This is a genomic window from Methylobacterium sp. E-012, from assembly GCF_057836545.1.
The window spans coordinates 4,972,969-4,985,767 of record NZ_JBYQEY010000001.1; the positions used below are offsets into that span (position 1 = coordinate 4,972,969).

Genomic DNA, 12,799 nt, shown 5'->3' on the forward strand with positions numbered 1-12,799 from the left:
CATTTCGACTGTGCCGGATCCTCTGCCCCTCTACTGGAGCGGCGTTCAAGCAAGGAAGTCGGCGAGATCGGCGTTGACCGAGGCCGGCTCCTCATGCGCGAGCCAGTGGCTGGCGCGGTCGTACCAGCGGATCCGGCCGGCGTCGCAGAAGGCCAGGCTCGCTTCCGCCAGGCCCGGCTGCAGCGCGGTGTCCTGGCGCCCCCAGAGGATCAAGGTGGGGACGCGGACCCGCGGTGGCGTCGCCCGGGGCAGGCGAACCAGAGCGCGATACCAGTTCAGCATGGCGGTCATCGCGCCGGGCCGGAGCCAGGCCTCGACATAGCGGTCGAGATCGGCGGCCGCGAAGGCCCCCGGCCGGCTTGTGTTGGTCAGCGCGCGCCGCAGGGCCCGGCACCGATCCGCGGTGAGCAGGCGCTCGGGCAGGCCAGGGATCTGGAACAGGCCGACATAGGAGCTGCGCAGCCACTGGCCGGGATGGTGGCGCATGTAGTCGCCGACGATGGCGGGATGCGGCGCGTTCAGGATGGCGAGCCGCGCGATCCGGTCGGGATGCCGGCTCGCCAGCCACCACGCGACGATCCCACCCCAATCGTGGCCGACCAACCGGATTTCTGCGAAGCCGTAGGCGTCGGCCAGGGCGAGGACGTCGCCGGCCAGCCGGTCCAGATGATAGGCTTCGATGCCGGACGGCTTGTCGCTGAGGCCGTAGCCGCGCTGATCCGGCGCCAGGACCCGCAGGCCCGCCTCGGCGAGCGGGCCGATCTGGTGGCGCCAGCCGTACCAGAATTCCGGGAAACCGTGCAGCAGAATCGTCGGCGCACCCGAAGCGGGGCCGGCTTCAGCCACGTTCAGGCTCAGCCCGGGTAGCGCGACCCGGCGAAAGGTGACACCTGCGACATCCATCGGCGTCGATACTCCGTCTGTCCGGGGGCGGTCCCGTCAGAAGCCGAGCGTGGCGCAGGCACCGGCTTCCGGCGAGAGCTGGTCGCGCAGGCGGACCGGGGAGGTTCGGGTCCACAGGCAGAGCAGGACGAAGGCCGCTCCCTCCAGCAGACCGCGGGCGGGATCGGCGGCGGGCGGGGCGTCGGTGCGGATCGTGTCGGGCAGGGTCATGGCGTCGAGCTCCAAGGGCCGTCTGTACTCGGGAGATCGGCGCACGGCCCCGCGGGTTACAGGGCCGCGTGGCGTCCGGGTGCGCTGTCGCACGCGGACGGATCACCGCAGGGGATCCAACCAGCGGGCGAGGCTGCCGCCGGCGATGCCCGCACGGGTCTCCTGGTAGCCGAGCTCGGCCGTTTCCTGGAACCGCGACCAGGCCCGCAGGTCGATCCCGGAGAGCTGGGGCTTCAAGACGACCGTGGCGTGGGCGGCCGCCATCAGGCTCTGGGCGTCGCTCGACACGGTGGCGGCGCGCAGCAGCAGCGGTGCGAGCCCCGGCATCGCCGGCGGCGAGCCGATGAGCCTGCGCACGAGGCGTCCGGTCCAGCCGCGCCGGGGCATGTCCTGGAAGGCCCGGTCGCTGCCGACGTCGACGGCCAGCACCGGCCCGCGCTCCAGGTCGGCGGCGACGTCAGCCGGGAGGTTGTTCATCATGCCGCCATCGACCAGCACGCCTTCGTCGCAGATCACCGGCGGCAGCAGCCCCGGGATGGCGATGCTGGCGCGCAGGGCCTGCGTCAGTGCCCCCGCGCGATGCACCATCGTGCTGCCGGTGGTGAGATTGGACGAGACGCAGAAGAACGGCAGCCACAGATCCTCGATCCGCGCGCCGCCGTAGCGCGCGGCGAGTCCGGCATCGACCTTGGCGCCCCGGGTCAGGGCGTGGAGCGGCAGCGTGTAGTCGTTGATCGGGTTGCTGGTCGCGAAGAAGGCCTCGGTCTGGGCCTGGATCTCCGCAATGCTCCAGCCCATGGCGAGGCTCGCCGCGATGATCGCACCCATGCTGGTGCCGCCGACGAAGTCGGGGGCGCAGGACACCTCGTCGAGGGCCTTCAGCACCCCGAGATGGGCGAGCCCCCGGGCGCCGCCGCCGCCGAGGACGAGCCCCCGGGCGGCGCCGGCGGCGAGCCGGGCCAGGCGATCGAGATCCGCCGCCCGGCCGTCCCGGAGCTGGATGCGCAGCGCCGCGGGCAGCGCGGCGACGGCGGGATGCACCGGCTTCGGGCGCCGCGCCGCGGCGTCCTGCCGGACGACGAGATCCATCCGGATCCAGTCGGAGCGCACCCGCTCAAGATAGGCCGCCGCGCCCGGCCGCGGCGGCGCTCCCGGCTCGGCCAGCAGCAGCACGTGGTCCCCCCGCCGCTGGCTCTGCCGGCACCAGGGGCAGTCGATGTTCCGCGCCGCGAGGATCGTGCGCGCGTGCCGCGCCTCGAAGGCCTGGAACCACGCCTCGTCGGCGCCCCCGGGCCAGTCGGTCAGGCAGCCGGTCTCCCCGGGCAGGAGCGCGTCGAAGGCGGCGGCGAGCCGGCGGGCCAGGATCTCGGGGTCGGGCCCTTCGGTGACCGCCAGGATCGTGAAGATCCGCGGTGCGTGGTGGACCGAGTAGCCGTCGTAGAGCGCGCGCAGCCGGTCGGCGAGCATCCGGGCGAAGTAGAGCAGCGTCTGCGGATGCTCGGCGATCACCGCCTCGAAGGCGCTGCGGGTGAGCTGCAGCAGGTGCGTGTCGCGCAGGGCGATCACCGTGGCCGCCCGGGGGGCGTCGGACAGGAGCGCCATCTCGCCGAAGATCGCCGGCGGCCGCAGGCGGGCGATCCGCGTGGGTACCCCGTTGTGGTCCCGGGCCGAGACGCCGACGGCACCGGAGACGAGCGTGTAGAGCGCGTCGCCGGTCGCACCCTGCTCGAACAGGATCCGGCCTGCCGGCACCGCGACCGGTACCATGTGGGCGCGCACGGCCGCGCCGGCCTCCGCATCGAAGCCGGCCAGGAACGGGATTTCGGGCGCGTTCACCGCCGCACCGCCGGATCCACGGTCGCGGGCGGTCCTGCCGCCGGGCGCAGGCGCATCGTCTCGGTCCCCCCATTCGCGAGCCTCAGGCCAACATAGCGCAGCGGCTCCGCCAGGCCTTCTCCGTGACCGCGCGGGGCTTCTGAAACGCCGATCCCTTCGCGCGGTGGCCGCCATCCGGTACAGGCGGACCGGAGAACAGCCGGGAGGAACCGATGTCGGAGCGGATCGCGATCGTGACCGGGGCGGGCACGGGAGTCGGCAAGGCCGCCGCCCTGGCGCTCGCCGGCGCCGGGTGGCACGTGGTGCTGTCCGGGCGTCGGCCGGCCCCCCTCGAAGAGACGGCGGTCGAGATCGGGGGCGACCGCGCCCTCGCAGTTCCCACCGACGTCACCGATCCCGAGTCGATCGCCAGCCTGTTCGCCCGCACCCGGGATCGATTCGGGCGCCTCGACCTGCTGTTCAACAATGCCGGGATCGGCGCTCCGGCGGTGCCCCTGGAGGACCTGCCGCTGGAGACCTGGCGCCAGGTGGTCGACACCAACTTGACCGCGCTGTTCCTGTGCACGCAGCACGCCTTCCGGATCATGCGCGACCAGGATCCCCGGGGCGGACGCATCATCAACAACGGCTCGATCTCGGCGCATGCCCCGCGACCCAACTCGATCGCCTACACCGCGACCAAGCACGCCGTCACGGGTCTGACAAAAGCCACGTCCCTTGATGGGCGTGCCTACGACATCGCCTGCGGCCAGATCGACATCGGCAACGCCGATACGCCGATGGGCGGCAAGATGAAGGCCGGTGTCCCACAGGCGGACGGGTCTCTGCGCGCCGAGGCGGTGATGGATCCCGACCATGTCGGCCAGGCGGTGCTGACCATGGCGAGCCTGCCGCTCGAAGCCAATGTCCAGTTCATGACGATCATGGCCACCAAGATGCCGTTCGTCGGACGCGGCTGAGCGGGGGCCGGTCGGCGCCGGCGCGCGCCGCGCCCGGATCCGAGGTTTCGGCCGCGCGACAGTGGGTGCCGGTTCCGCGCCGATCCGGCGCCAAGCCGCACGGCGTCGTTGCCGGCTGTGCATTTGTCGTGGCGATCCGCACCATAGGCGCGGAGACGCGATTGACGGCTCGATCTATAACTCATACAAATTCGACAACGAAGAGCGGGCGGGGCCAACCCAGCCTGAGTTGGGAGCGGGATCACGCCACCTCCACGCCGACTGAGCGGCCATGCCGCCACGGACCGCTTAGTGCGGCCGTGATGTTGCAAGACATTGACAGATTATCGGATCGCGCACTCAGCAAATCGGGCGGCGAATTTCCATATTCGTCTGTCAAAACGCGCGGGCCTGTAGGTGAGGTTCCAAGATCACGATCTGACAGTGCCGAAAGACAGGGATGACGCGGCGGGTTCGGTAGCCTGCACGCCGTCACCGGCACGACAACACGGACGGGGGGAATCATGTTCGCCAAGAAGAGGTTTCTCAAGCTGGTTCTCGGTGCCGCGCTCCTGGGCGGCGTGTCCATGCCGTCGGCGCAGGCCGCGAACGGCGATCCCATCGGCGTGGCCATGCCGACCAAGTCGTCCCAGCGCTGGATCGACGATGGCAACAACATCGTGAAGCTGCTGCAGACCAAGGGCTACAAGCCCGACCTGCAATACGCCGACGACGACATCCCGACCCAGCTCGCGCAGATCGAGAACATGCTCACCAAGGGGGTGAAGGTTCTCGTGGTCGCCTCGATCGACGGAACGACCCTGGGCGACGTGCTGTCGAAGGCCAGTGAGCGCGGCGTCAAGGTCATCGCCTACGATCGGCTCATCAGGGGCACGCCGAACGTCGACTATTACGCCACCTTCGACAACTTCAAGGTCGGCGTACAGCAGGCGACGTCCATCGTCGATGCGCTCGGCCTGAAGGATGGCAAGGGACCGTTCAACATCGAGCTGTTCGGCGGATCGCCCGACGACAACAACGCCTACTTCTTCTACGACGGCGCCATGTCGGTGCTGAAGCCGTACCTCGACGCGAAGAAGCTCGTGGTGCGGTCGGGCCAGTTCGGCATGGACAAGGTCTCGACCCTGCGCTGGGACTCGGCCACCGCCCAGGCCCGGATGGATAACCTACTCTCGGCCTTCTACGGCAATGCCCGGCTCGACGCGGTGCTCTCTCCTTACGACGGCATCTCCACGGCGATCATCTCGTCGGTGAAAGGCTTCGGCTATGGGTCCGGGGGGCTCAAGCTGCCGGTGATCAGCGGCCAGGATGCCGAGTCGCAATCGATCAAGTCGATCATCGCGGGCGAGCAGACCGCGACGGTCTTCAAGGATACCCGCGAGCTGGCGAGGGTCACGGTGGCGATGATCGACGCCATCGAGGCCGGCCGGCAACCCGAGATCAACGATTCGAAGACCTACAACAACGGCAAGAAGGTCGTCCCGTCTTACCTGCTGACGCCGGTGATCGTCACCAAGGACAACTGGAAGTCGGCCCTGGTCGATACGGGTTACTACACCCTCGAACAGCTGAAGTGACCGTAGGGTCGGCGCCGGCCCCTCCCGCAGCGTGCCGGATCGCGGAACCGGCACGCCGCGCCCGCTTCCCGATCCGCATCGTCCCGAACGCCGAAGGCCACCTTTCGGGACGGTGCCCTGAATCCTGAGCCGGCATCCCACCGGCGCAGCCACATCTGTGCAGGCCGAGCCTGAAGGGGTCGCATGCAGCCCGTCCTCGAAATGCGGGGGATCTCCAAGACGTTCCCCGGCGTCAAGGCCCTCAACGACGTCAACCTCACGGTCGCGCCCGCCGAGATCCACGCCCTGGTCGGCGAGAACGGCGCCGGCAAGTCGACGCTCATGAAGGTGCTGAGCGGAGTCTATCCGCACGGCTCCTATGCGGGTGAGATCGTCTACGAGGGGCATCCGGGCCGCTTCCGGGACATCTCCGACAGCGAGCGCCTGGGCATCGTGATCATCCACCAGGAACTGGCCCTGGTGCCGTTCCTGTCGATCGCCGAGAACATCTTCCTCGGCAACGAGCCGGCTCGGTTCGGCATCATCGACCGGGAGCAGGTCTACGCGCGGGCGCGCGCGCTCATGGCCACCGTGGGGCTCCACGAGAGCCCCGACACCCTGGTGACCCATCTCGGCGTCGGCAAGCAGCAGCTCGTCGAGATCGCCAAGGCCCTGTCCAAGAAGGTCAAGCTGCTCATCCTCGACGAGCCGACCGCCAGCCTGAGCGAGACGGACAGCGCGGCGCTGCTGCAGCTGCTGCTGAACTTCAAGGACCAGGGCATCGCGTCGATCCTGATCTCGCACAAGCTCAATGAGATCTCGAAGGTCGCCGACCGGATCACCGTCCTGCGCGACGGCACCACCATCGAGACCCTCGACTGCCGGAGCGAGGCGGTGGACGAGGACCGCATCATCCGGGGCATGGTCGGGCGCACGATGGCGAACCGCTATCCGGTGCGCGAACCGAAGATCGGCGACCTCCTGATGGAGGTGCGCGACTGGACGGTCCACCACCCGATCCATCCCGACCGGGCGGTGGTGCGCAGGGTCGGCCTGACCGTGCGCCGGGGCGAGATCGTCGGGATCGCCGGCCTGATGGGCTCGGGTCGGACCGAGCTCGCCATGAGCATCTTCGGGCGGTCCTACGGACAGGGCATCAGCGGCACCGTCCGGATCGACGGCGCGACGGTGGACGTCTCGACGATCGACCGGGCGATCGCGGCGGGGATCGCCTACGTCACCGAGGACCGCAAGCAGCTCGGCCTCGTCCTGGGTGAGGACATCACCAAGAACACCACCCTGGCGAACCTGCCGGGGGTCTCCACCGCCGCGGTGATCGACGAGGCGTTGGAGCACCGGGTCGCGAGCGCCTATCGGAGCAAGATGCGGATCCGCTCCTTCGGCGTGTCCCAGCAGACGGTGAACCTGTCGGGCGGCAACCAGCAGAAGGTGGTGCTCAGCAAGTGGCTGTTCACCGAGCCCAAGGTGCTGATCCTGGACGAGCCGACCCGCGGCATCGATGTCGGCGCCAAGTACGAGATCTACAGCATCGTCAACGCACTGGCCGACGAGGGCCGGGGCGTCGTGATGATCTCGTCCGAGATGCCCGAACTCCTCGGCCTGTGCGACCGGATCTACGTCATGAACGAGGGGCGCTTCGTCGGCGAGTTCCCCCGCGCCGAGGCCAGCCAGGAAGCGATCATGCGCGCGATCATGCGCTCCAAGGACCTGAACGGATGACCGACTCCACTGTGCGCAACCCCATGATCCCCGTGAGCGAAGGACTATCAGGCCCCATGGCTGCCAGTGAGCCCCGCAGCGCGCCTCGATCCTGGCGCGGCTTCCTCCCGACGGCGCAGCTGCACGAATACGGGCTGGTCTTCGCCCTGGCCGTCATCACCCTGTTCTTCGAGTACACGACCGGCGGCGTGCTGTTTCAGCCGTTGAACCTGACCTACCTGGTCCTGCAGAACAGCTACGTCGTGGTGATGGCTCTTGGGATGCTGCTCGTCATCGTGGCCGGGCATATCGATCTGTCGATCGGCTCGGTGGTCGCCTTCGTCGGGGCGCTCGCGGCGCTGCTGATGGTCCGGTTCGGCGTCGATCCGCTGACGGCCACCGTCCTGTGCCTGGTGGTGGGCGCCGCGATCGGCGGGCTGCAGGGCTACTTCGTGGCCTATCTCGGTATCCCGAGTTTCATCGTCACCCTGGCCGGCATGCTGGTGTTCCGCGGTCTGACGCAGGCGCTCCTGCAGGGCGCCTCTGTCGGGCCGTTCCCGGAAGTCTTTCAGGCGCTCTCCAAGGGCTTCCTCGCCAATTTCGCCGGGCCTTGGACCGCGGTTCTGATCGCTCTCGGACTCACGATGTCGCTCGTTGGCCTGAACTGGCGCCGCCGGCAGGCGCGGGTCAGAAACGGCGGCCCGGCCGATTCTCCGGCGGCGTTCCTCGCCCGCAACGGTGTGACGACGATCGTGATCCTCGCCTTCGCTTACCAGATGAGCGACTATCGCGGCTTGCCCAACGTGCTGCTCGTGATGTTCGCACTGGTGATGCTGTACCAGTTCGTCACCACGCGGACGACGATCGGGCGGCGGATCTACGCGCTCGGCGGCAATGTCAAGGCCGCCCGCCTGTCCGGCATCAAGACCGAGCGGCTGACCTTTCTGACCTTCGCCAACATGGGCGCGCTCGCGGGCCTCGCCGGTTTGATCCTGGTCGCCCGTCTGAACACCGCGAATTCGAAGGGCGGCGTTGGGTTCGAACTCGATGCGATCGCCGCCTGCTTCATCGGCGGCGCCTCAGCGGCCGGCGGCATCGGCAAGGTGTCGGGTGTCGTCATCGGCGCTTTCATCATCGGAATCATGAACAACGGCATGTCGATGATGGGCATCGGCAGCGACTGGCAGCTGGTGATCAAGGGCGTGGTCCTGCTCGCCGCCGTCTGCCTCGACGTCTACAACAAGAACAACCGGGCCTGACCGAGCCGGCGTAGCTCACGACTGCCCCGGCGGCCGCCGATCGCCGTCGCGCCGCCGGTGGGCGGGTGCCTCCGGCAGGCGCGAGGCCGATTGCGGGACCTCCATCCGGAGCAGCCGATGGGATTTCGGAACCTCCGCGCTCGCGATCGCTCGACCGGTGGGTTCCGGTGGCAGGGTCTCGACCTGCGCAGGCCGCTTGGCGGGTGCGATGGCCGAGAAACCGCCGCAGAGGACCAGGCAGCCGAGGCCGATGACGATGTCGTCCAGGTCGGGCTCGGATCGGCTCATCAGATAAGCGAGACCGCCGAGGCCGAAGCCGGCGGCCAGGAGACGGTATGTCGGATCGCGGGACGGCACGCCTCTCCATCGGCGCCGCCCGGTTGCGGCCCGGTCAAACCGATCCGCTCAAATGTCGAGGTTCCGGCCCTCAGGTCTTGCGCGCCACCGTGAAGCGGGCGGCGTCCCGCAGGATCCGGGCGCCCTCGCCCCAGGGGCCGACCGCATCCTCGCAGACGCCGACGAGGCGGTCGCACTCGGCCCGGGCCCCGTCGAGGCCGAGGCGGTCGACCAGGGTCGCTTTCCCGGCCTCCTTGTCCTTGCCCGTGGCCTTGCCCATGGCTTCGGGCGAGGCCTCCCGATCGAGGATGTCGTCGGCGATCTGGAAGGCCTGGCCCAGGGCCAGACCGTAGCGCAGCAGGGCTGCCTTCTGGCCCTCGTCGGCGCCCCCGACGATCGCGCCGGCCTCCACCGAGAAGGCCAGGATCGCGCCGGTCTTCATCGCCTGCATCCGCAGGGTGTCGTCCACGTCCAGGGTGGCCGTGCCGAAGCGGCCTTCGGCGGTGAGGTCGAGGAGCTGCCCGCCGACCATGCCGCCGAGGCCCGAGGCCCGGGCGAGGCCGAGCACGAGGTCGGCCCGGATCCGTGCGTCCGGCTGCCAGGTCGGGTCGGCCACGATCTCGAAGGCCAGCGTCTGCAGGGCGTCGCCGACCAGGATCGCGGTGGCCTCGTCGTAGGCCTTGTGGACCGTCGGCTTGCCGCGGCGCATGTCGTCGTCGTCCATGGCGGGCAGATCGTCGTGGACGAGGCTGTAGCAATGCACCAGCTCGACCCCGGCGCCGGCGGCCAGCGCCGCCGCCTCGGACCCGCCGAGCATCCGGGCGGTCTCGATGGCGAGGAACGGCCGCAGGCGCTTGCCGCCGCCCAGCACCGCGTGCCGCATCGCCGCCATGAGTCGGGGCGGCCGGGTGATCTCGCCGGTGCCCACCTCCGGTCCGAGCCGTTCCACCAGGAAGGTCTCGACCGTCCCGGCGACCTCGGTCAGCCTGTGGGTAAAGTCGACGGCTTGCGGACCAGTCTTGACCGAACCAGTCTGAGCCTGCGTTGAGGAGGTCGGGGTCATCGAGCGCTGCGTCCGGTCCTGGCCTTGCGAAAACCAATCGCGTGTCTGTTGCACGGGAACGAAATCACGGTGGGCGGGGTCGAAGGCAGGGGTGATGCGGCGGAACGCGATCTCCCGCGCGCCCGCCCGCGACGCCCCCGCCGTGTCCGCCAGGTCGTGGGGATGCTGCTGCTGCTCCCCGCCACCGGTTTCGGTCTCGTGCTCGTCTTGGCGCTCGTCTATAGCGCGATGATGCCGCCGTCGACCCTGATGCTCGGACGGTGGTTGACGCTTCAGCCGGTCAGTCGGGATCCGGTCCCGCTCTCGGCGATCGCGCCGGTGCTGCCGCAGGCGGTGATCGCCTCGGAGGACCAGCGCTTCTGCCTCGACAACGGCGTCGATCTCGGGGCGATCCGCGAGGTTGTGGAGGACGAGGATTCGCCGAGCCGCGGCGCCTCGACGATCGCCATGCAGACGGTGAAGAACGTCTTCCTGTGGCCCGGCCGATCCTACATCCGGAAGGGCCTGGAGATCCCGCTGGCGCTCGCGCTCGACGCCCTCTGGGGCAAGCGGCGGATGATGGAGATCTACCTGAACGTCGCCGAATGGGGCGACGGGATCTACGGCGCGCAGGCCGCAAGCCGGCACTGGTTCGGCAAGGATGCGAGCCGGCTGACCCGCGGCGAGGCGGCGCTCCTGGCCGCCGTCCTGCCGAATCCGATCACCCGCAGCGCCGGCCACCCCTCCCCTGGGGTGCGCCGCCGCGCCGCGCGGATCCAGGCGATGATGGGTCAGGTCGAGGGGCTGACGGGGTGCCTGCGGCGGTAGCAGGCGCCCATCCGTCTCTATAAGACGTGCCTTCGAAACGTGACACCCGGGGCCGACCTCCAATGACCGACGCCGTCTACGACCTCACCCTGGAGCGCATCGCGCTGATCCGCCGGATGGTCGTCGCCTGGGGCGGTGTCGAGCCGGGGGCGCCCACCGTCCACCCGGAGGCGCCCTATGGCAGCCTCGACCGGGACGGCGATATCGCCAACGTCACCGGTGACGACGAGGGCGCTGAGGAGGAGCACCGGGCCCTGGAGGACGGCCTGGCGGTCTTCGCACAGAATGCGCAGCTGAAGCCCGGCCGCTACCAGTATCACAATGCGCTGGCCAAGCTGGACCACAACACGGTCGGCGACGTGTTCCGGGATGCGCAGACCGGCGAGACGCCCGAGCACATCACCTTCGCGGTGACTCCGGAGCATCTCGCGCTGATTCCGCGGCTCGGCTACGCCTGGGATACCGCCCGGGGCGTGCCCTATGTCGATCCCGCGCAGCCTTACGGCGGACCGGGTCCCTACACCGCCGATATGGCCCGCCACTTGGCTGCGGTCCCCGGAGCGGCCGCCAATGACGACGAAGATGCGCAGACGCATCTCGTCCGCCTCCACCGCGAGATGCAGCCAGCCTTGCAGATCTTCCTGCGCTACGCCGATCTCGGGCCCGGTACGTTCCGCCGGACCGGCGAGTCCCCGGCGTGGGAACCCGCCTGAGCGGCGGGCGGCTCAGCCCCCGCGCTTCCCGCGCTGCGCCAGCGTCCGCAGCCGGAGCGCGTTGAGCTTGATGAAGCCCGCCGCGTCGCGATGGTCATAGGCGACGGCGCCTTCTTCGAAGGTCACGAGATCCTGGTCGTAGAGGGAGTACGGGCTCTCGCGGCCGATCACGTGGACGCCGCCCTTGTAGAGCTTCAGCCGCACCGTGCCGGTGACCTTCTCCTGGCTCCGGTCGATCAGCGCCTGGATCATCTCGCGCTCCGGCGAGAACCAGAAGCCGTTGTAGATCAGCTCCGCGTATTGCGGCATCAGCTGGTCCTTGAGATGGGCGGCGCCGCGGTCGAGCGTGATCGACTCGATCGCCCTGTGGGCCGGCAGCAGGATCGTGCCGCCCGGCGTCTCGTACATGCCGCGGCTCTTCATGCCGACGAAGCGATTCTCAACGAGGTCGAGCCGCCCGATGCCGTTGTCGTGGCCAAGCTGGTTGAGCTTGGCCAGGAGGCTCGCGGGCGACAGTTTCTCGCCGTCGATCGAGACCGCGTCGCCCTTTTCGAACCCGATGGTGATGACGGTCGGCGTGTCCGGCGCCTGCTCGGGCGAGATCGTCCGCGAAAAGACGTAATCGGGCACCTCGACGGCCGGATCCTCCAGCACCTTGCCCTCCGAGGAGGCGTGCAGGAGGTTGGCGTCCACCGAGAACGGGCTCTCGCCGCGCTTGTCCTTGGCGATCGGGATCTGGTGCTGCTCGGCGAAGGCGATCAGCTGCTCGCGGGAGCGCAGGTCCCATTCGCGCCACGGCGCGATCACCGTCACGTCCGGCTTCAGGGCGTAGTAGCCGAGCTCGAATCGGACTTGGTCGTTGCCCTTGCCGGTGGCGCCGTGGCAGACCGCGTCAGCCCCGACCCGTTCGGCGATCTCGATCTGCTTCTTGGCGATCAGCGGCCGGGCGATCGAGGTGCCCAGCAGGTAGACGCCCTCGTAGACGGCGTTCGCCCGGAACATCGGGAAGACGTAGTCGCGGACGAATTCCTCGCGCAGGTCCTCGATGAAGATGTTCTCGGGCTTGATCCCGAGCAGCTCGGCCTTGCGGCGCGCCGGCTCCAGCTCCTCCCCCTGGCCGAGATCGGCCGTGAAGGTCACCACTTCGCAGCCGTAGGTGGTCTGCAGCCACTTCAGGATGATCGAGGTATCGAGGCCGCCGGAATAGGCCAGCACGACCTTCTTCACGGGGCTCTTCGCGGGGACGGACATGCGGCTTCCGGAACTGAGGCGGGGCATCCGCGGCTTATCGCGGGTGTCATCGGCCTGCAACCGGCGTGCCGTCTCGCGCGTAGGCCCGATGCCGGAGGATCGGCCGCGTTTCGCCTCACGGCGGCCTTGCGGCTGTGCAAGAAACGGCGCGGGCGTTGCCTGTCGTCATCGCCGCGTGAGTGCATCG

12 protein-coding genes are annotated in these 12,799 nt (G+C 69.2%); 6 read left to right on the forward strand and 6 right to left on the reverse strand.

Annotated elements, in window-relative coordinates:
• Positions 1–45: 45 nt before the first annotated feature.
• The 3 genes from AC3IF1_RS23720 to AC3IF1_RS23730 form a co-directional block, all read right to left on the reverse strand.
• Complete coding sequence (locus AC3IF1_RS23720) at positions 46–903, reverse strand: alpha/beta fold hydrolase (RefSeq protein WP_489219596.1); 858 nt, start codon at positions 901–903, stop codon at positions 46–48.
• Between the two features lie 36 nt (positions 904–939).
• The gene (locus tag AC3IF1_RS23725) at positions 940–1,113 is read right to left on the reverse strand and encodes a hypothetical protein (protein WP_489219597.1); all 174 of its coding nucleotides are present in this window, start codon (positions 1,111–1,113) and stop codon (positions 940–942) included.
• A 102-nt stretch (positions 1,114–1,215) separates the two neighbouring features.
• Positions 1,216–2,949, reverse strand: a complete 1,734-nt coding sequence (locus tag AC3IF1_RS23730) for a patatin-like phospholipase family protein (RefSeq protein WP_489219599.1) — start codon at positions 2,947–2,949, stop codon at positions 1,216–1,218.
• A 212-nt stretch (positions 2,950–3,161) separates the two neighbouring features.
• Between AC3IF1_RS23730 and AC3IF1_RS23735 the strand changes: the two genes are divergently transcribed.
• The 4 genes from AC3IF1_RS23735 (at position 3,162) to mmsB (ending at position 8,442) form a co-directional block, all read left to right on the forward strand.
• Positions 3,162–3,908 (forward strand): SDR family oxidoreductase, encoded by a 747-nt coding sequence (locus AC3IF1_RS23735; RefSeq protein WP_489219601.1) that lies wholly within the window; start codon positions 3,162–3,164, stop codon positions 3,906–3,908.
• 566 nt (positions 3,909–4,474) lie between these two features.
• Positions 4,475–5,485: a multiple monosaccharide ABC transporter substrate-binding protein gene (gene chvE, locus AC3IF1_RS23740; RefSeq protein WP_489220458.1), complete on the forward strand. Its 1,011-nt coding sequence runs from the start codon at positions 4,475–4,477 to the stop codon at positions 5,483–5,485.
• 183 nt (positions 5,486–5,668) lie between these two features.
• Entirely contained in the window at positions 5,669–7,204 is a 1,536-nt protein-coding gene (gene mmsA / locus AC3IF1_RS23745) for a multiple monosaccharide ABC transporter ATP-binding protein (RefSeq protein WP_489219602.1), read from the forward strand.
• 56 nt (positions 7,205–7,260) lie between these two features.
• Positions 7,261–8,442, forward strand: a complete 1,182-nt coding sequence (gene mmsB, locus AC3IF1_RS23750; RefSeq protein ID WP_489219603.1) for a multiple monosaccharide ABC transporter permease — start codon at positions 7,261–7,263, stop codon at positions 8,440–8,442.
• A gap of 15 nt (positions 8,443–8,457) precedes the next feature.
• Here the strand turns inward: mmsB and AC3IF1_RS23755 are convergent, their stop codons facing one another.
• Complete coding sequence (locus tag AC3IF1_RS23755) at positions 8,458–8,799, reverse strand: hypothetical protein (protein ID WP_489219604.1); 342 nt, start codon at positions 8,797–8,799, stop codon at positions 8,458–8,460.
• Positions 8,800–8,869: 70 nt separating this feature from the next.
• Entirely contained in the window at positions 8,870–9,841 is a 972-nt protein-coding gene (locus tag AC3IF1_RS23760) for a polyprenyl synthetase family protein (protein WP_489219605.1), read from the reverse strand.
• 162 nt (positions 9,842–10,003) lie between these two features.
• Between AC3IF1_RS23760 and mtgA the strand changes: the two genes are divergently transcribed.
• Together mtgA and AC3IF1_RS23770 are read left to right on the forward strand one after the other, a co-directional pair.
• Positions 10,004–10,648, forward strand: a complete 645-nt coding sequence (gene mtgA / locus AC3IF1_RS23765) for a monofunctional biosynthetic peptidoglycan transglycosylase (RefSeq protein WP_243973496.1) — start codon at positions 10,004–10,006, stop codon at positions 10,646–10,648.
• 62 nt (positions 10,649–10,710) lie between these two features.
• Positions 10,711–11,361: a hypothetical protein gene (locus tag AC3IF1_RS23770; protein WP_489219606.1), complete on the forward strand. Its 651-nt coding sequence runs from the start codon at positions 10,711–10,713 to the stop codon at positions 11,359–11,361.
• Between the two features lie 12 nt (positions 11,362–11,373).
• Here the strand turns inward: AC3IF1_RS23770 and AC3IF1_RS23775 are convergent, their stop codons facing one another.
• Positions 11,374–12,612: an argininosuccinate synthase gene (locus AC3IF1_RS23775; protein ID WP_489219607.1), complete on the reverse strand. Its 1,239-nt coding sequence runs from the start codon at positions 12,610–12,612 to the stop codon at positions 11,374–11,376.
• Positions 12,613–12,799: the final 187 nt, after the last annotated feature.